This is a genomic window from Paenibacillus sp. J31R122 (assembly GCF_056269185.1).
On the sequence record NZ_JBWDNM010000025.1, the window covers coordinates 34,127 to 53,391 of the forward strand.

Below are 19,265 nucleotides of genomic sequence, written 5' to 3' on the forward strand. Positions count from 1 at the left end.
AGAGCGGTCATCTTCCGCTTCTAAGCGAAGCGATTAATGGGACGCTCTCTCCATGTACGATTATACTTACAATTAGAAGCTTTCCACTGATGCGATCATTATTCGATCGTAACAGCCTCTGTTTCTAACTCGCCTTCTACTACAGCTTTAACTTCATCTTCCAAGCCTGCAAAACGAATGTTACGGTAACGTCCCATACCAGTACCTGCTGGAATCAACTTACCTATAATAACATTTTCCTTAAGTCCAAGCAACTGGTCAACTTTGCCTTTGATAGCGGCATCAGTCAATACGCGAGTTGTTTCTTGGAAGGATGCTGCAGACAAGAACGAGTCGGTTTCAAGCGAAGCCTTCGTAATACCGAGCAATACTGGTTTTGCAACAGCTGGCTCGTTATCAGATAGAATAGCTTCACGGTTCTGAGATTCATATTCATGAATGTCAACAAACGCGCCTGGCAGAAGAGTTGTACCTCCCGCGTCTACGATACGGATTTTACGGAGCATTTGCTTAATCATGACCTCAACGTGCTTGTCATTGATTTCTACCCCTTGGTTCCGGTAAACACGTTGTACTTCTTGCAATATATAGTTTTGAACGCCGCGGATACCTTTGATGCGCAGCATATCTTTAGGGTCGATAGAACCATCTGTCAGCTCATCGCCTGCTTCAATATGTTGGCCTTGTACAACACGAATACGGGAACCGTAAGTAACTGCGTACACTTTCGATTCTGCTTCGCCTTGCACTTCGATCTCACGACGATCCTTAGCTTCACGAATTTCTTTGATGACACCATCAAGCTCGGAAATAATTGCTTGACCTTTAGGATTACGCGCTTCAAATAGCTCTTGAATACGCGGCAAACCTTGCGTGATATCATCGCCGGCAACGCCACCCGTATGGAACGTACGCATTGTCAATTGTGTTCCTGGCTCACCGATGGATTGTGCTGCGATAATACCAACCGCTTCACCAATCTCAACGTGCTTGCCAGTAGCCAAGTTACGTCCATAACAAATCTTACAAACGCCGTGACGAGCACGACAGCTGAGTACTGAACGAATTTGAAGCTTCTCAACACCCGCATCAATAATCGCGTCTGCCTTACTTGAGTCAATTAACTCGCTGCGATTAACGATAATTTCGCCTGTTGCCGGATGACGAACCGTTTCAAATGCATAACGTCCTTCAATACGATCGTAGAGATCCTCAATAACCTCTTTGCCGTCTTGAATTTTGCTTACAGAGAAGCCTTTATCCGTACCGCAATCGTCTTCACGAACAATAACATCCTGTGCAACGTCAACGAGTCGACGAGTCAAGTAGCCAGAGTCAGCTGTACGAAGTGCTGTATCGGCCAAACCTTTCCGCGCACCATGCGTCGAGATAAAGTACTCGAGTACGGTAAGACCTTCACGGAAGTTTGATTTGATAGGCAATTCGATAATACGACCGGATGGGTTCGCCATCAGACCACGCATACCGCCGAGCTGTGTAATTTGAGATTTGTTACCCCGTGCTTTGGAATCCACCATAAGCATGATGTTGTTATAACGATCCATCGATTTCATCAGGATATCAGTAATATCATCTTTACACTTGCTCCAGATGCTAATGATACGGTCATAACGCTCTTCATTCGTAATTAAACCACGACGGTACTGGCCCATTACAATCGCGACCTTAGCATCGGATTTCGCCATAACTTCTACTTTTTCTTGTGGTACGATAACGTCTGAGACGGCTACCGTAATACCTGCGCGAGTAGAGTATGTGAAGCCTAGTTGCTTGATCCGGTCAAGGATGACCGCGGTAAGTGTTGTATGATATTGACGGAAGCACTCGGCTATTAGCAGTGCGAGATACTCCTTGCCGACAGCGCCAGGAACGGCTTTGTCTTCAATGAACTTATTAAGGTCAGCGCCTTTTTCATACACAAAATATTTATCGGGAGTACCTTGCAACAGATTCGTTTTTGTCGCCTCGTTAATGTAAGGGAAATCTTCAGGATAAATCTCGTTGAAGATTATTTTACCTACCGTTGTAACAAGTAACGATTTTTGCTGTTGTTCGGTGAAATTTGTTTTCTTAAGAACACGAACAGGTATAAAGATCCTGGCATGTAAGGAAACTATACCACGCTGATATGCGGAGATTGCTTCGTTAATGGTTCCGAATACAGAACCAGTACCTTTTGCATCCGTATTATCCATCGTTAAGTAGAAAGTCCCCAAAACCATATCCTGTGAAGGAGTAACGACAGGCTTACCGTCTTTCGGGTTCAAGATATTACCAGATGCGAGCATCAGCAAACGTGCTTCCGCTTGCGCTTCGGCGGATAACGGTACGTGAACAGCCATTTGGTCACCATCGAAGTCAGCGTTGTAAGCTGTACATACGAGCGGGTGCAGCTTGATAGCGCGGCCTTCAACTAGAATCGGTTCAAAAGCTTGAATACCGAGTCTATGAAGCGTCGGGGCACGGTTAAGCAATACCGGATGTTCTTTGATTACTTCCTCTAGAACGTCCCAAACCTCTGGGCTTACTCGTTCAACTTTGCGCTTCGCACTTTTGATATTATGTGCAAGACCTTTGTTGACAAGCTCTTTCATCACAAACGGCTTAAACAGTTCTAGCGCCATTTCCTTCGGTAGACCGCACTGGAACATCTTCAAGTTTGGTCCTACGACGATAACAGAACGACCAGAATAGTCAACCCGTTTGCCGAGCAAGTTTTGACGAAAACGTCCTTGCTTACCCTTCAGCATGTGGCTGAGGGATTTGAGCGGACGGTTGCCCGGTCCAGTAACTGGACGACCACGACGACCATTATCGATCAACGCATCGACAGCTTCCTGAAGCATCCGTTTCTCATTTTGAACAATGATGTCAGGCGCGCCAAGATCAAGCAGACGCTTCAGACGATTGTTACGGTTAATTACACGGCGATACAAATCATTCAGGTCAGACGTTGCGAAACGTCCACCGTCAAGTTGTACCATCGGACGAAGCTCTGGAGGTATAACTGGCAGTACGTCTAGAATCATCCAATCCGGCAGGTTGCCGGAATTACGGAATGCTTCAATGACTTCCAATCGCTTGATGGCACGGTTGCGACGTTGCCCTTGAGCGGTGCGCAACTCTTCCTTCAATTGCTCCAGTTCTTTCTCTACATCAATATCCTGAAGGAGTTTCTTAACAGCTTCGGCACCCATACCGGCATGGAAACCATAGCCGTACTTCTCCCGGTAGCTGCGATACTCTTTCTCGGACAACAGTTGTTTTTTCTCAAGCGGCGTATCACCTGGATCCGTAACAACATAGGATGCAAAATAGATGATCTCCTCAAGTGAACGAGGGGACATATCTAGTGCAAGACCCATGCGGCTAGGAATACCTTTAAAGTACCAAATATGAGAAACAGGAGCAGCAAGCTCAATGTGACCCATACGCTCACGACGAACTTTCGCGCGAGTTACTTCAACGCCGCAACGGTCACAAACTACACCCTTATAACGAACGCGTTTATATTTACCGCAATGACATTCCCAGTCTTTTGTAGGTCCGAAAATTTTCTCGCAGAAGAGTCCTTCCTTCTCCGGTTTCAAGGTCCTATAGTTTATCGTCTCCGGTTTCTTAACTTCTCCGCGGGACCACGAGCGAATTTTATCCGGCGAAGCCAGACCGATTTTCATATACTCGAAGTTGTTCACGTCCAACAAGGAGCAACCCTCCTTCGTCATGTATGACTGTGTAATTCTAGTCATTCTAGTGACTGAATTCCGCCTGAGCGCGTGACTATAGACGGAATTCAGCTGCCAGTTTATTCCATAGCGCCTGTTTCTGCGCTTTCTAAGTTAAGGTTGAGCTTATCGCCCGCAGCCTCTTCATCATCATCCGATTCTCTTAACTCGATCTCTTCTTCGTTTTCAGCAAGGATCTTAACGTCCATACCCAAACTTTGAAGCTCCTTGATTAGTACTTTAAACGACTCCGGTACACCCGGCTCTGGTACATTCTCGCCTTTGACAATGGACTCATACGTTTTCACACGTCCAACCACGTCATCGGATTTCACTGTCAAAATTTCTTGGAGTGTATAAGCGGCACCATATGCTTCAAGCGCCCAAACTTCCATCTCCCCGAAACGTTGACCACCAAATTGTGCTTTACCACCAAGCGGCTGCTGCGTAACAAGTGAGTATGGTCCAGTGGAACGGGCATGAATTTTATCATCGACCATGTGCGCCAGTTTGATCATGTACATGACCCCTACTGTAACTTCACGTTCGAACGATTCTCCAGTCCGTCCATCATAAAGTACGGTTTTACCGTTACGTTGCATACCTGCTTCTTCCATTGCATCGAAGACGTCATTCTCACGAGCGCCATCAAATACAGGTGAAGCGGCATGAATACCAAGATGTTTACAAGCCATACCTAAGTGAACCTCAAGCACTTGACCGATATTCATCCGTGAAGGAACGCCGAGCGGGTTAAGAACAACCTCTACAGGCGTACCGTCTGGTAGGAACGGCATATCTTCCTCAGGCATAATCCGAGCGATTACCCCTTTGTTACCATGACGTCCGGCCATTTTGTCACCCTCGGAAATTTTCCGTTTTTGAGCAATATAAGCACGAACTAGCTGGTTAACGCCTGGTGGCAATTCGTCACCGTTCTCGCGGGTAAATACTTTAACATCAACGACGATTCCGTCTGTACCATGCGGTACGCGCAGCGATGTATCGCGTACTTCACGAGCTTTCTCACCAAAGATAGCATGAAGCAATCTTTCTTCCGCTGTCAGCTCCGTAACACCTTTAGGCGTTACTTTACCGACAAGGATATCGCCAGCGCCAATTTCGGCTCCGACACGAATGATTCCGCGCTCGTCAAGGTTGCGAAGAGCTTCTTCGCCGACATTCGGAATGTCTCTTGTAATTTCTTCAGGTCCAAGCTTCGTATCACGAGCCTCGGATTCATATTCCTCGATGTGAATCGATGTATACACATCTTCCTTCACAAGCTTTTCACTAAGCAAGATAGCATCCTCGTAGTTGTAGCCTTCCCACGTCATGAATGCAACGACAACGTTACGTCCAAGTGCTAATTCGCCTTTTTCAGTGGAAGGACCGTCCGCAAGAATATCACCTTTCTTGATGATATCGCCTTTGTTAACAAGTGGACGTTGGTTAATGCAAGTCCCTTGGTTAGAGCGCATAAACTTATGAAGCTTATGTTTAACTAGATCTCCAGTAACCGGTTTGCCGTCGATCACTTCTACACGACGAAGCCAAATTTCATTAGCGGACGAACGTTCAATCACACCGTCATATTTAGCTACGATACAAACTCCGGAGTCTTTTGCCGCTTTATGCTCCATACCCGTACCAACTAGTGGTGATCTCGGAATAAGAAGTGGAACCGCTTGACGTTGCATGTTCGATCCCATAAGCGCACGGTTGGAGTCATCGTTTTCCAGGAACGGAATTAACGCTGTCGCAACGGATACAACTTGTTTAGGAGAAACGTCCATGTAGTCAACACGTTCTCTAGGCATTGTTAAAATATTATCTGCTTGCTTATTGTAACGAACGATTGTGCTCTCTTCAGCAAATGTTTCATCTGGATTCAAGAGCGCATTCGCTTGCGCGATAACGTAGTTATCTTCTTCATCAGCAGTCAAATAATCAATTTGTTCGGTAACAATTCCAGTCTTCGGATCTACCCAACGGTACGGCGCTTCAATAAAGCCGTATTCGTTAATACGAGCAAAGGAAGACAAGGAGTTAATCAAACCGATGTTCGGGCCCTCAGGCGTCTCGATCGGACACATACGTCCGTAATGGGAATTATGAACGTCACGAACCTCAAAGCCTGCGCGTTCCCTCGTCAAACCGCCGGGTCCGAGTGCAGATAGACGACGCTTATGCGTCAGCTCAGCAAGCGGATTCGTTTGGTCCATAAACTGGGACAACTGCGAGGAACCGAAAAACTCTTTGATTGATGCAATAACAGGGCGGATGTTAATTAACGCTTGAGGCGTAATAGCATTCGCGTCCTGAATCGACATTCTTTCACGTACAACGCGCTCCATACGGGATAAACCGATACGGAATTGATTTTGAAGCAGCTCGCCTACAGAACGCAGACGACGGTTGCCTAGATGATCGATATCATCCGTGCTACCTACACCGTGCAGCAGGTTAATAAAGTAGTTTATGGAAGAAATGATGTCCGCTGGCGTGATATGCTTAACGGATTTATCAATTATCCCATTCGCAATAACCTTAATAACTTTACTCTCGTCGTATGGTGAGAATACGCTGATCGTTTGTAGTGGAATACTATCTGCATCAAGTACACCATTAGCGACATGATACGTTTTATAACCTACGTCCTTCTCAAGTTTCTCGAGAATTTCATCCAGCAAACGGCGGTCAATCATTTGTCCGGTTTCAGCGATAATTTCGCCAGTGGTCGGATCAATTAAGTTTTCCGCAAGACGCTGATTGAACAGACGGTTCTTGATATGGAGCTTCTTGTTTATTTTGTAACGGCCAACATTGGCCAAATCATATCGTTTTGGATCAAAGAAACGAGCTACCAGCAAGCTCTTCGCATTATCCAAAGTTGGTGGCTCACCCGGACGAAGACGCTCATAAATTTCAATCAGAGCTTTCTCCGTAGAATCCGTGTTATCTTTGTCTAACGTGTTGCGAATATACTCATCATGGCCAAGCAGCTCTAATATTTCCGCGTCAGTACCGAATCCAAGTGAACGCAAAAGTACCGTTACCGGTATTTTCCGGGTCCGGTCAATACGTACGTAGATAATATCTTTAGCATCCGTTTCAAGCTCAAGCCACGCACCACGGTTAGGTATAACCGTAGCTGTATAATTTTTCTTCCCGTTCTTATCGACCTTCGTGCTGAAATACACACTCGGGGATCGAACCAATTGGCTGACTATGACACGTTCTGCACCGTTTATTATAAACGTGCCTGTCTCAGTCATAAGCGGGAAATCACCCATGAACACTTCTTGTTCCTTTACTTCGCCAGTCTCCTTATTGAAAAGTCTTACTTTTACGCGTAAAGGAGCCGCATACGTTACATCACGCTCTTTTGATTCATCGACCGAATACTTCGGTTCGCCCAAGCTATAGTCGATAAACTCAAGCGATAGATTGCCCGTAAAGTCCGAAATCGGAGAAATATCTTGGAACAACTCAATCAAGTCGCTTTCCAAAAACTTCTCATACGATTTTTGTTGGATTTCAATCAGGTTCGGGACTTCCAGCACCTCGTTGATCCTGGCGTAGCTTCTTCGCGTGCGCCGACCATACTGAACAAGTTGTCCTGCCAACTTAACCTCACCCCTCATGTCTGTCTCACAGCATCGATACTTACTGCGTCACCATAGACGGCATCAGCCGCCTGTATAGTCAAATAAAGAAAAGCCCTTTTCGAATGATTTCGAAAAAAGAGCATGTTCCGGCAGTTAACCGATCGCAGCGCGGGCACGATAGTCTCATATCAAATAATTTTGCCCAAAACGTAAACATTATACGTCAAATGTGTAAATCTTATGCATTCCGCGCTTAAAAATCACACTTGACATTTTAGTTAACTAAAGAGATTGAGCCCAATTTAATGCTGACATTTCATAATAATATCATATTCGAAATGTCAAGTCAATAAATATACATCGAATTTCAACATAAATTTTTATACTATTTTTTGTCTAATTCGACAATCCTTTTACAGCTCGGAATATGCGGTATCCTTTATCCTTTGTTACTTCCTCTACATCACCGAATAACGCTTGCAGCTTAGCTTCAGCCGAAGGTGCGCCTTGCTTCTTCTGAATGACAACCCACATACTTCCGCCATGCTCCAGCAACTCATAACCCTCTTCAAAAATCCGATGTACCACATTCTTACCAGCTCGTATCGGCGGATTAGTTATTATCGCTGTAAATAGCTTGTCTTTCACAGACTCATAGATATCGCTTTGTAGAACAGTAACATTGGAAATACCATTTAGCTCTGCATTTTCTCTCGCCAGCTCAACCGCTCTTTCATTAATATCAATCATTGTGACATGACCATTCTCTGCGAGCTTCGCAGCCGTCAATCCGATCGGCCCATAACCACAACCGACATCCAGCACTCTTGCGTTTGATTCCAACTCCAATGCATCTATTAAAACTTGGCTCCCATAATCGACACCTGATTTCGAGAAAACGCCAGCATCCGTCACCAGTTTCAAAGAAAAGCCTCGAAGCTGCACCTCATGTGTGTGACGATTATGCTTTACATCAGGACTTTGGGAGTAATAATGATTCGACATATTCTATTTCCTCCGCGATCTCATTACTTCTTGCATAAGCTGCGTTAATCGCTTAACTTTCTTATCTTTCAATATACAACGAACCCCTTGAAACCTGACGTTTCAAGGGGCTCGTCAGCCGATTCATTGTAAGTCTACATGATCAGCTATATTTTAAAATATAAGAAAGCATAAGTTTGACCTTATCCTCAGCTTATATTTCAACGCGAAACGATGCTTCTGCCGCAAGGCAAGCTACAGCCGTTTGCGCTTGTTGAAACAAAATTACTTAACTTCTACAGAAGCGCCTGCTTCAGTAAGTTTAGCTGCAACAGCTTCAGCTTCTTCTTTAGAAACTTTTTCTTTAACTGCTTTAGGAGCGCTATCAACCAAGTCTTTCGCTTCTTTCAGGCCAAGACCTGTAATTTCGCGAACAACTTTGATTACGTTGATTTTCGATGCGCCAGCACCGTTAAGAACTACGTCGAATTCGGATTGCTCAGCTTCAACAGCTGCGCCAGCGCCTGCTGCTGCAACTGGTGCTGCAGCTGTAACGCCGAATTCTTCTTCAATTGCTTTAACTAGCTCGTTCAGTTCAAGAACGTTCATAACTTTAATCGCTTCTAAGATTTGCTCTTTAGACATGGTTATACCTCCAGGAATATGGTTTATTTTTTGTTTGGTCAAACAACCGGCCAAGCCGGATTAGAACAGAATAAATAGGTTCGATATAATTAAGCTTGTGCTTCTTGTTTCTCGCCGACTGCTTTAACTGCAAGCGCGAAGTTGCGCATTGGAGCTTGCAATACGCTGAGTAGCATAGATAGCAAACCGTCGCGGGACGGAAGTTCCGCAAGAGCCTTAATTTCTTCCATGCTCACAACTTTACCTTCAACAACGCCGCCTTTAAGTTTCAAAGCATCGTTCTTCTTAGCAAAATCGTTCAAAATTTTCGCAGGTGCGATAGCATCGTCTTTGCTGAATGCAATTGCTGTAGGACCAGTCAGAATTTGGTTCAATTCTTCATAGTTTGTTCCTTCAGTAGCACGACGAACAAGTGAATTTTTCAGAACTTGAAATTCAATTCCTGCTTCACGAAGTTGTTTACGAAGCTCAGTTACTTGGGAAACGTTCAACCCCCGATAATCAGCAACGACCGTGCTGGAGCTTTCAGCAAGTTTAGCAGCAATAACTGCTACTGACTCTTGTTTTGCTTGGATGATATTTGCGTTAGCCAAATTGTACACCTCCCGTAATAGTATACATTCCGTTAATACGACAGGCTTTCCACGCCTCGATGCATGAGAAAGGCCTTCGCAGACTTAGCGAAGGCCATGATGTCGTTATTGCGCATCGACCATAAGGCCGAATTTTGCTCACAAACGTTTATCATAACACCTCGGTAGGAAATTAAGCCCTAGGGCACCTACTGTCTTCGGTATGCGTATTCGAATTTTAGTTCCGTTCCGACTTAGCGGTATACCGCTGTTGACACACGAGCACCAGGGCCCATAGTTGAGGAAACGGCAATGTTTTTCAAGTAAACCCCTTTAGCTGCAGCTGGTTTAGCGCGGCTAAGTGCGTCGACCAAGGCTTTAAGATTCTCATTGAGTTTCTCAGCATCGAATGATACTTTGCCGATTGGCGCGTGGATTTGACCTGCTTTATCAAGACGATACTCGATCTTACCGGCTTTAATTTCTTGCACGGCTTTAGCAACGTCAAACGTTACTGTTCCTGCTTTAGGGTTAGGCATCAAGCCTTTACCACCGAGGATACGACCAAGTTTACCAACTTCAGCCATCATATCCGGCGTTGCTACGCAAACGTCGAATTCGAACCAGCCTTGTTGAATTTTGTTAATCATATCTGCATCGCCAACAAAGTCAGCTCCAGCAGCTTCCGCTTCTTTCACTTTTTCGCCTTTTGCGAAAACGAGAACGCGTTTTGTTTTACCAGTTCCGTGCGGAAGTACTACTACGCCACGCACTGCTTGGTCTTGTTTACGAGGGTCTACACCCAAACGAACTGCTACTTCAACGGATTCGTCAAATTTAGCTGTTGCTGCCTTTTTCACAAGCTCAATCGCTTCTAAAGGCTCGTATGTTGCTTCGCTATCAATTAGCTTAGCAGCTTCGATATATTTCTTGCCGTGTTTAGCCATTGTAATTTCCTCCTCATGTGGTTGTAGCGGAGCACCCTCCTAGGGATGATCCTCCCACTTGCAAGCCTATAAGCCTTGCAAGACGTTCGTCCCGATGGACGAAGCGCAATTAGTCAACGATTGTTACGCCCATACTGCGAGCAGTACCTTCAACCATACGCATTGCTGATTCTACAGAAGCTGCGTTTAGATCCGGCATTTTTTGCTCTGCAATTTCACGAACTTTATCGCGTTTTACAGTAGCAACTTTCTTCTTATTCGGCTCGCCTGAACCTTTTTCGATACCTGCTGCGACGCGAAGCAATACTGCTGCCGGCGGCGTTTTTGTTTCGAATGTAAAGGAACGGTCCTCGAATACTGTGATTACAACTGGAATAATCAAGCCTACTTGATCTGCTGTACGAGCATTAAACTCTTTACAAAACGCCATAATGTTAACGCCTGCTTGACCAAGTGCTGGACCAATCGGTGGCGCTGGGTTTGCTTTACCAGCAGATACTTGCAATTTGACCATTTTGATAACCTTTTTTGCCATGCCTGAGACACCTCCCTACCCTGTAATCCAAACGTAAACAGCTTATGATCCTATATGAATAGAATCCGCTATTTCGCAATACAACATCCGTCGGATTTCTCCAACGAATTCAGAAACCAGATATTAAATCTTCTCCACCTGAGTATAATCTAACTCAAGAGGGGTTTCCCGACCAAACATGTTCACATGTACCTTAAGCTTTGATTTGTCCAGCAAAATCTCTTCTACTGTACCAACAAAATCTGCGAAAGGACCTACTTTGACGCGAACTGTTTCTTTCAAATCGAACTCGATTTTTGGCTTTGGCTCTTCCATACCCATGTGTTTGAGAATTTGCTCTACTTCATGAGGCAATAGAGGAACCGGTTTTGAACCAGAACCCGTCGATCCTACAAATCCAGTTACGCCAGGCGTATTTCGAACAACGTACCATGAATCGTCAGTTTGAACCATTTCCACAAGAACATATCCGGGGTAGACCTTACGTTGGACGACCTTTTTCTTGCCGTCCTTCTCTACCACTTCTTCTTCCATAGGAACCAGCACGCGGAAGATCTTGTCTTCCATGCCCATTGATTCAACACGGCGTTCCAAATTGGCTTTCACCTTGTTCTCATAGCCAGAGTAAGTATGCACGACGTACCATCTTTTTTCCATCACAAATCCACCTTTGGACCCTTCTTAAACAATGAGTTCAACCAGAGACGAGATCCCGATGTCAAGAAGCCAGAAGTAAATAGTTACAAACGTTATCGTTAGTAGTACTACTATCGAATAGCTTGTCAACTCTTTACGGCTTGGCCAGCGAACCTTCTTCAGTTCTGCCCAGCTGTCGGCAAAAAAACTAAACGTTGTACCAAAGCTTTGCTTTAGTTTAGCCAAAAATGCCACGTTCACACCTCCAAATTGACTATCTCGTCTCGCGATGAGGAGTCTGCTCGTTACAGAACTTGCAAAACTTCTTCAACTCGATGCGGTCGGGGTGATTGCGTTTGTTCTTGCTGCTCGCATAGTTTCTCTGTTTGCAGTTTGTGCATGCCAACGTGATAATTACCCGCATTGAATTACACCTCCCGAACTGCTACAAATTACGAATCATGAAGCTCTATATGAAACATCATTGATTCCAATACCAAAACTAAAAAAAACCCTGACTGCAGGCCTACCTAAACACTTTATCACACGCTAATATTGAAGTCAACGCAAAAGATAAGTATTCGGCATACGAAAAATTGGCAACAAACTCTGAATCGGTCTCGTATCTATCAGTATAGTCTATTCATTGCCTTTTAAAACCAAAGGACTGTACTTTCATTCTGGACATAGCCAGATAAAAATACAGTCCTTTGACAAACCTAGCTTATTACATATAAATGCGGTTATCCGCTTATGTCTCTAACTTCCAAGTAGCGTTCTAGCTTTCGTTTTACACGCTGTAAAGCATTGTCGATTGATTTTACATGCCTGTCCAAATCAACAGCTATTTCTTGGTATGATCTTCCGTCTAAATAAAGCATAAGCACCTTCCGTTCAAGGTCGCTTAATATTTCGGCCATCTTGTCTTCCAGGCCCGTAAACTCTTCTTGATTGATAATAAGCTCTTCAGGATCAGAAACTCGCGTTCCACAAATGACATCAAGTAGCGTACGGTCTGAGTCTTCATCGTAGATCGGCTTATCGAGCGATACGTAGGAATTAAGCGGAATATGCTTTTGACGCGTGGCTGTTTTGATGGCGGTAATAATCTGCCGTGTTATACACAATTCCGCAAAGGCTTTGAAGCTGGCAAGCTTGTCCCCTTTGAAATCACGAATTGCCTTATAAAGGCCGATCATTCCTTCTTGAACGATATCTTCTCGATCCGCACCAATTAGAAAATAGGAGCGTGCTTTAGCTCTCACAAAATTCTTATATTTGGTTATCAAATATTCCAGCGCTATACTATCGCCATTGTGTACCGCTTCAACGATCTCCTCGTCCGTACTGCTGTCATACTCGAGCGTACTCCATTCTTTGAGGTCGATACTCACGAACTATCCCTCCGGCCTGCAAGGCGTACACCGCTAGATTCACACTCATGCAAGCGTAAACTGCTGATACCTTTTATGAGATTACAGCAACGTTTCGCCTCTAAAGTTAAGTTAGTATAATCTAGTGTTACTTACACGTTCTCTACTACAAATCTAGAGTCAGTATACATTATGTAACCTTAAAACGTCAACCAATCAGGCCCTCGAAAGCTACCATAACTCCTTGAAAATTGTAATTTTGTGGAATGATGATAGATTCTTTTTTCACTTTGTGGATCACTCAGTAATAAGCGGCATCCTTTATTTCTCACCTCGACGCAGTCTCTCTAGTTGACTAAGCACCTCTCTGCTTACAATTCCGTCAACCGTGTTGCGTTTCCCCGGCTTATCCTCGCGAAGCGTTTGCTCGATTTCTTTGCGGTTTTGACCGATATCAATTAGCAATTCCCTAGCTGATATTCGAAGCGCTCCTTTACCAAAGGCAACATGCTGCTCTACTAAATCAGAGGTAGCTACATATATGTTTCGACGTCTGACATATAGCTCGGAGCAAAGACGTTCAATACATTCGTCTGCCGTTTCCTTCTCTTTGGTATATACAATCATCAGCTTATGATGTCTGTAGGTCGCACCATGACCGGGCACTTGGTGCGCGTCAAATACAACGTACACCTGCATCCCCGTAAACCCTTGATAATCAGCCATCATATCTAGCAGCTTATCGCGCGCTTCTTCCAAACCATGTTCCTTTAACCTCTCGAGCACCGGCCAAGCACCAATTATGTTATACCCATCGACTAACAAAATATCGTCGCGCCGGTTCATGCCCTAAACGCTCCGGCGCTGGCGTACCACTTCATACATAAGTACTCCGGCTGCAACGGAAGCATTTAACGAGTTCAATTGTCCTAACATAGGAAGCTTAACTAGAAAATCACATTTTTCTTTAATAAGTCTTCCCATCCCTTTGTTTTCGTTACCAATAACTACAACAAGTGGCATGTCAAATTTCATTTTATATACATCCTGCTTAGCGCTTACGTCCGCTCCTGCTACCCAAACGCCCGCTTCCTTGAGCTTTTCGATCGTTTGGGCCAAGTTCGTCACTCTAGCTACAGGAACATGCTCCGCGGCACCGGCCGATGTCTTCAACACAGTAGCTGTCAATCCCGCTGAACGACGCTTTGGAATAATGACACCATGCACACCCGTACATTCGGCTGTTCTTAGTATTGATCCTAGGTTATGCGGATCCTCGATCTCGTCAAGAAGAAGCAAAAAGGGCGTTTCACCCTTCTTGTTAGCTATTTCAAGAATTTCCTCTATTTCTACATAGGCGAATGCAGCCGCTTGAGCAACTACTCCTTGATGAGTAACGCCAGGAACCAAGCTGTCCAGCTTTCTCTTATCGACAAACTGTACGATGATGCCCGATTTCTTGGCTTCAGCTACGATTGGCTGCGTTAAAGTTTTCTGTGCGCCATCCGCTATCCATATTTTATTAATTTCACGTCCAGAGCGTAATGCCTCAAGCACTGGGTGCTTGCCGGCAATCATTTCATCTTGATTCATTTCCTGATTCATTTCCTCAGTCATTAGTTATCCTCCTAAAATATTTGCGTCCGCAACAGCGATGTCAAACAGCTCGCCTATTCTTGCAGTTCGTCCTTCGTAATATAAATATCCAACGAGACTTTCCAGCGCGGTAGCGAGCCGGTATTCCGAGGCGTCTGCATTTTTGGGCGGCGCGCCCGATTTCGCATTCCGTCCGCGACGAACGATATCCGCTTCTTCCTCGGTCAAATAGGGCTGCCAACGATCCAGTATTCGCTTCTGTCCTCTAGCTGATACAAACTTAGTCGCTTCGCGATGCAAATGATGCGACTTTTGATTCGGCAATGATATCAAATATTGACGTACCAGCATTTCAAACACCGCGTCGCCAATATAGGCTAGAATGACCGGACTCATCAGCTGCGGCTTTTTGGATGGTAAATGAAATAACAATGAATTAGAATCTATAGGCCCGCTCATTTGCGCCGCCAACGAATGCCTTGTGGAGTATCCTCAAGCACAATATTCTTTTCAATAAGCAAATCACGAATTTCATCGGCTCTTGCCCAATTTTTCGATTGCCGCGCCTCAGTCCGGTCTATGATTAGCTGCTCGATATCAGCATCCAACAAATCAGCGTCTGCTTGCTGTTGTGGCAGCAAACCAAGCACTCCGTCCATACGCTCAAGCAATTGAAGAAGAGCACGCAGCGCTTCAACCGTGCCATCAGCCCGGTTCATATATTGGTTTGCTTCCGTTACCAATTCGAACATTGCGGTAACTGCATCCGGTGTGTTGAAGTCATCACTCATTTTCGCATGGAACTGTTCAAAAATCGTTTTAAGCTTAGTATCCAGTTCAATATCGCCAGATGCTGCAAGACCGCTGTCGCCATCTGATCCTGCTGCAGAATTCGAAGCTTCGCCTGCCGCCTGCAGCCTATGCTTCAAGTTAGCCGCGCAATTCGCAATTCGCTCCACACTGTTCTCAGCTTGCGCTATCGTATCATCATTGAAGTTAAGCGGACTTCTGTAATGGGTTGCCAACATAAAATACCGAATCGCCTGCGGCTTCACCCGCTTCACAAGCTCATGAACCGTAATGCCGTTCCCTAAAGATTTCGACATTTTCTCATTGTTAATATGAATATATCCGTTATGCATCCAGTAATTGGCAAAAGGTTTGCCGGTCAACGACTCAGACTGCGCAACCTCACACTCATGATGTGGAAATTGCAAATCATGACCGCCCGCATGGATATCAAGCGTATCACCTAGATATACACGCGCCATTGCCGAGCATTCGATATGCCAGCCTGGACGTCCCGCTCCCCACGGACTATCCCACTTAATCTCTCCAGGCTTAGCGCCCTTCCACAACACAAAGTCCTGTTGATCTTGTTTACGATCACCAATATCCACTCTAATGCCGAATTGCAGCTCATCGATTTTTTGATGGGACAGCTTTCCATAGTCTTCAAAAGCAGCAGTACGGAAATACACATCACCTTCACTCGTATAAGCATAGCCTTTGTCAACTAAGCCCTGAATAAACGCAATTATCTCTGGGATATGCTCCATTACCCGCGGATTAACAGTAGCTTTTCGAACCCCTAGCGCATCAATATCCTCATAAAATGCCGTAATATACTTCTCAGCAACCTCAGGAACTGTCGAACCAAGCTGCTCCGCCTTACGAATCAGCTTATCGTCTACATCTGTAAAATTCACTACATATTGCACTTCATTCCCGACATCCTCTAAATATCGACGAACGACATCGAAGAAAATAACAGGACGCGCATTGCCAATATGAATATAGTCGTAGACGGTTGGTCCGCATACGTACATCTTCACTTTGCCTGGCTCCTGTGATTCAAACGGTTCTTTTGACCGTGATATTGTGTTATATATCGACACTGTCATTTTAGTAATTCTCCTTCAGCTACAGGTTCCCGAAGCTGTTCCAGCTCGGATTTTAATTCATCAATTTCTTTCTGCATCGTACGAAACATTTCAATGACCGGATCTGGCAGCTGTGTATGGTCTAGTCGATCTCCAACCCGCTCTCCATTCCGCTTCACTATACGTCCCGGATTTCCAACCACCGTGCTATTTGTCGGCACCTCTCGTAGAACAACCGCATTTGAACCAATACTCGAAAAGTCACCTACCTGAAATGAACCAAGCACCTTTGCTCCAGAGCCGATAACAACATTGTTTCCAATTGTCGGATGTCGCTTCCCTTTCTCTTTACCGGTACCACCGAGCGTAACCCCTTGATAGATGACTACATCATCGCCAATTTCACACGTTTCCCCAATTACGACACCCATGCCATGGTCGATAAACAGTCTATTGCCGATTCGTGCCCCAGGATGAATCTCAATTCCCGTCATAAAGCGGCTGACTTGAGAAATCATTCGCGCGATCGTATACCACCCGTGACGGTGTAAGGCATGGGCAATACGGTGAGCCCATATAGCATGTACGCCTGAATAGGTGAAAATGACTTCGAATCGACTGCGAGCAGCCGGGTCATTTTCAAAAACTGTTTGAACATCCGAATGAAAATGGCGAAACATAAGCTTTTGCTCCTTTCAAGCGCCTGACACCTGCCTATGGCTGTGCAGATAAAAAATAAAAGCCCCCGCAGCATATTAATATGCTGCAGAGGCGTATAATCGCGCGGTTCCACTCTGCTTGAACAACCTTTGACTAATCTGCTCCTCTTAGAAGGTTTGCCTTAAGCAATGACTTCATAAGCGCAGCCGACATTCATTAGATCGTCCGTCTTCGTGTCTTTAACGCAGACAATACGTTGCTGCCTACCCCGCTCAGCCGAAATATATAGGCTCATAAGGGGATACAGCAAACCGCTGTACTCTATGATCCTCTATTTCCCGCTTCAGCAGCTCGGAACAAAGCTCCCAGGTGCATATTTCCGTTCGTTGGACTAGACAACTTGCAGCCTCATTCTACCTTCTCTACTGCCGTTAATGATACGACGTCGATTCGAATGACGGTTGTCCTCTCTGCGAATCCTCAAGCAACGTACTCTTCCTGTTCATGGCCGTTCAATTCATTCATTTATTAGACATAGTATACCGAATACCCGAAAATGTGACAAGGGTATTATCCAAGCTCCATGCAAGCAGGCTCATATCACGCTTTCGATTTAGCCGTTTATACGTCCGTGAAGACGATCGATTACCTTTTGTTTACCTAGGAGCGCGATGGACTGATTCAAATCTGGACCATGTGTTTGACCGGTCAAAGCAGCGCGTATCGGCATGAATAGCTGCTTCCCTTTGAAACCTGTTTCTTTTTGTACAGACTTAATCATATCTTTAATGTCATCAACTTGAAACGGCGTTTCGCCCACTTCAATCAAAGCAAGAAAAGCTTTAAGAACCGTAGGCACCTGCTCCTCAGCTAGGACAACTGTCGCTTCTTCCTCATCCGTTACCGAATCACGGAAGAATAGCTCTGTCATTGGCACGATCTCCGCGGCATAACGCAGCTTATCCTGATGCAAGGCTACAAGATCAGTTACCCATGCGCGTCCTTCAGCATCCAGCGTATTCGATACCCGGCCCATACTTTGCAGATGAATTAAGCATAGATCAACTAGACGCGAAAGGTCAGCTTTTTTCAAATACTCATTGTTCATCCAGCTTAGCTTTTGCGTATCAAATACAGCAGGGCTTTTGCTTAAACGCTCAGGATTAAATACTTGAATAAGTTCTTCACGTGTGAAGATCTCTTGCTCTCCTTCCGGAGACCATCCAAGCAAGGTTATAAAGTTAAACATCGCTTCCGGCAAATAGCCAAGCTTATCGTATTGCTCAATAAACTGAATGATAGACTCATCCCGTTTACTCAGTTTTTTCCGCTGCTCATTGACGATCAACGTCATATGTCCGAACCTCGGCGGCTCCCAGCCGAACGCTTCATAGATCATCAGTTGACGAGGTGTATTCGACACATGGTCCTCACCGCGAAGCACATGACTGATTTTCATCAAATGGTCATCCAGCGCAACCGCGAAGTTGTAGGTAGGAATACCGTCCTTCTTTACAATAACAAAATCGCCCATCTCCGCCGTATCAAAGCTAATAGAGCCTTTCACGATATCATCAAACGAATAGGTGCGGCCTTCCGGTACACGGAATCGAATACTTGGCACTCTGCCTTCTGATTCAAAAGCCTGACGCTGTTCATCTGTCAAATCACGGTGCCGACCGGAATAACGCGGCGTTTCTCCAAGTGCGGTTTGTGCTTCTCTCTCCTGCTCCAGCTCTTCTTCCGTGCAATAACAACGATACGCTAAGCCTCTGTCAATCAGCTCTTGCCAATACTTGCTGTAAATATCAAGTCTTTCTGTCTGACGGTAGGGACCATAGCCTCCACCGATATCAATGCTTTCATCCCAATCGATACCCAGCCATTTCAAATAAGTAAGCTGACTTTCTTCACCGCCGGCGATGTTGCGTTTCACATCAGTATCTTCAATTCGAATAATTAATTTCCCGCCTAGATTTCTTGCAAATAAATAATTAAATAAGGCCGTTCTTGCGTTACCAATATGTAAATGACCTGTCGGTGAAGGCGCATACCGAACACGAACTTCTTGTGTCAT

The 19,265-nt window shown here is 45.1% G+C and carries 17 protein-coding genes and 1 other annotated feature; all 17 genes read right to left on the bottom strand.

Annotated elements, in window-relative coordinates:
• Nucleotides 1–98: 98 nt before the first annotated feature.
• On the bottom strand, nt 99–3,770 hold the full coding sequence (gene rpoC / locus AC0YN7_RS27985; protein ID WP_475813297.1) for a DNA-directed RNA polymerase subunit beta': 3,672 nt from the start codon (nt 3,768–3,770) through the stop codon (nt 99–101).
• A gap of 56 nt (nt 3,771–3,826) precedes the next feature.
• Nucleotides 3,827–7,375: a DNA-directed RNA polymerase subunit beta gene (gene rpoB / locus AC0YN7_RS27990; RefSeq protein WP_475813298.1), complete on the bottom strand. Its 3,549-nt coding sequence runs from the start codon at nt 7,373–7,375 to the stop codon at nt 3,827–3,829.
• A gap of 378 nt (nt 7,376–7,753) precedes the next feature.
• Nucleotides 7,754–8,362 carry a class I SAM-dependent methyltransferase gene (locus AC0YN7_RS27995; protein ID WP_475813299.1) on the bottom strand — a complete coding sequence of 203 codons (609 nt, stop codon included), beginning with the start codon at nt 8,360–8,362 and terminating at the stop codon, nt 7,754–7,756.
• Between the two features lie 264 nt (nt 8,363–8,626).
• Nucleotides 8,627–8,986 (bottom strand): 50S ribosomal protein L7/L12, encoded by a 360-nt coding sequence (gene rplL, locus AC0YN7_RS28000; RefSeq protein WP_475813300.1) that lies wholly within the window; start codon nt 8,984–8,986, stop codon nt 8,627–8,629.
• Nucleotides 8,987–9,075: 89 nt separating this feature from the next.
• On the bottom strand, nt 9,076–9,579 hold the full coding sequence (gene rplJ / locus AC0YN7_RS28005; RefSeq protein ID WP_475813301.1) for a 50S ribosomal protein L10: 504 nt from the start codon (nt 9,577–9,579) through the stop codon (nt 9,076–9,078).
• Nucleotides 9,580–9,635: 56 nt separating this feature from the next.
• Nucleotides 9,636–9,798: a sequence feature (ribosomal protein L10 leader region), on the bottom strand.
• 14 nt (nt 9,799–9,812) lie between these two features.
• Nucleotides 9,813–10,505 carry a 50S ribosomal protein L1 gene (rplA, locus tag AC0YN7_RS28010; protein WP_475813302.1) on the bottom strand — a complete coding sequence of 231 codons (693 nt, stop codon included), beginning with the start codon at nt 10,503–10,505 and terminating at the stop codon, nt 9,813–9,815.
• A 109-nt stretch (nt 10,506–10,614) separates the two neighbouring features.
• A complete protein-coding gene (gene rplK, locus AC0YN7_RS28015; RefSeq protein WP_475813303.1) occupies nt 10,615–11,040 on the bottom strand; it encodes a 50S ribosomal protein L11 in 426 nt (141 codons plus the stop codon).
• A 123-nt stretch (nt 11,041–11,163) separates the two neighbouring features.
• Nucleotides 11,164–11,697, bottom strand: coding sequence for a transcription termination/antitermination protein NusG (nusG, locus tag AC0YN7_RS28020; protein ID WP_475813304.1), 534 nt, complete (start codon nt 11,695–11,697; stop codon nt 11,164–11,166).
• Between the two features lie 24 nt (nt 11,698–11,721).
• Nucleotides 11,722–11,931, bottom strand: a complete 210-nt coding sequence (gene secE, locus AC0YN7_RS28025) for a preprotein translocase subunit SecE (protein WP_028609673.1) — start codon at nt 11,929–11,931, stop codon at nt 11,722–11,724.
• 19 nt (nt 11,932–11,950) lie between these two features.
• A complete protein-coding gene (gene rpmG / locus AC0YN7_RS28030; protein ID WP_015847242.1) occupies nt 11,951–12,100 on the bottom strand; it encodes a 50S ribosomal protein L33 in 150 nt (49 codons plus the stop codon).
• A gap of 319 nt (nt 12,101–12,419) precedes the next feature.
• A complete protein-coding gene (gene sigH, locus AC0YN7_RS28035) occupies nt 12,420–13,070 on the bottom strand; it encodes an RNA polymerase sporulation sigma factor SigH (RefSeq protein WP_475813305.1) in 651 nt (216 codons plus the stop codon).
• Nucleotides 13,071–13,370: 300 nt separating this feature from the next.
• Nucleotides 13,371–13,895, bottom strand: a complete 525-nt coding sequence (locus AC0YN7_RS28040) for an NYN domain-containing protein (protein WP_475813306.1) — start codon at nt 13,893–13,895, stop codon at nt 13,371–13,373.
• A 3-nt stretch (nt 13,896–13,898) separates the two neighbouring features.
• Nucleotides 13,899–14,666, bottom strand: a complete 768-nt coding sequence (gene rlmB / locus AC0YN7_RS28045) for a 23S rRNA (guanosine(2251)-2'-O)-methyltransferase RlmB (protein WP_475813307.1) — start codon at nt 14,664–14,666, stop codon at nt 13,899–13,901.
• A gap of 3 nt (nt 14,667–14,669) precedes the next feature.
• Nucleotides 14,670–15,104, bottom strand: a complete 435-nt coding sequence (locus AC0YN7_RS28050; protein ID WP_475813308.1) for a Mini-ribonuclease 3 — start codon at nt 15,102–15,104, stop codon at nt 14,670–14,672.
• Entirely contained in the window at nt 15,101–16,549 is a 1,449-nt protein-coding gene (gene cysS, locus AC0YN7_RS28055) for a cysteine--tRNA ligase (RefSeq protein ID WP_475813309.1), read from the bottom strand. The genes AC0YN7_RS28050 and cysS overlap by 4 nt, the downstream gene beginning before the upstream one ends.
• A complete protein-coding gene (gene cysE, locus AC0YN7_RS28060) occupies nt 16,546–17,208 on the bottom strand; it encodes a serine O-acetyltransferase (RefSeq protein WP_475813310.1) in 663 nt (220 codons plus the stop codon). The genes cysS and cysE overlap by 4 nt, the downstream gene beginning before the upstream one ends.
• Nucleotides 17,209–17,801: 593 nt before the next feature.
• Nucleotides 17,802–19,265: a glutamate--tRNA ligase gene (gltX, locus tag AC0YN7_RS28065; protein ID WP_475813311.1), complete on the bottom strand. Its 1,464-nt coding sequence runs from the start codon at nt 19,263–19,265 to the stop codon at nt 17,802–17,804.

Excerpts from the sequence above, each read along its gene's own strand:
- cysE (WP_475813310.1), bottom strand. The coding sequence starts at position 17,208 with ATGTTTCGCCATTTTCATTCGGATGTTCAAACAGTTTTTGAAAATGAC.
- gltX (WP_475813311.1), bottom strand. The coding sequence starts at position 19,265 with ATGACACAAGAAGTTCGTGTTCGGTATGCGCCTTCACCGACAGGTCAT.
- cysS (WP_475813309.1), bottom strand. The coding sequence starts at position 16,549 with ATGACAGTGTCGATATATAACACAATATCACGGTCAAAAGAACCGTTT.
- rplK (WP_475813303.1), bottom strand. The coding sequence starts at position 11,040 with ATGGCAAAAAAGGTTATCAAAATGGTCAAATTGCAAGTATCTGCTGGT.
- rplL (WP_475813300.1), bottom strand. The coding sequence starts at position 8,986 with ATGTCTAAAGAGCAAATCTTAGAAGCGATTAAAGTTATGAACGTTCTT.
- AC0YN7_RS27995 (WP_475813299.1), bottom strand. The coding sequence starts at position 8,362 with ATGTCGAATCATTATTACTCCCAAAGTCCTGATGTAAAGCATAATCGT.
- AC0YN7_RS28050 (WP_475813308.1), bottom strand. The coding sequence starts at position 15,104 with ATGAGCGGGCCTATAGATTCTAATTCATTGTTATTTCATTTACCATCC.
- rplA (WP_475813302.1), bottom strand. The coding sequence starts at position 10,505 with ATGGCTAAACACGGCAAGAAATATATCGAAGCTGCTAAGCTAATTGAT.
- nusG (WP_475813304.1), bottom strand. The coding sequence starts at position 11,697 with ATGGAAAAAAGATGGTACGTCGTGCATACTTACTCTGGCTATGAGAAC.
- rpoC (WP_475813297.1), bottom strand. The coding sequence starts at position 3,770 with ATGACTAGAATTACACAGTCATACATGACGAAGGAGGGTTGCTCCTTG.
- rlmB (WP_475813307.1), bottom strand. The coding sequence starts at position 14,666 with ATGACTGAGGAAATGAATCAGGAAATGAATCAAGATGAAATGATTGCC.
- rpmG (WP_015847242.1), bottom strand. The coding sequence starts at position 12,100 with ATGCGGGTAATTATCACGTTGGCATGCACAAACTGCAAACAGAGAAAC.
- AC0YN7_RS28040 (WP_475813306.1), bottom strand. The coding sequence starts at position 13,895 with ATGAACCGGCGCGACGATATTTTGTTAGTCGATGGGTATAACATAATT.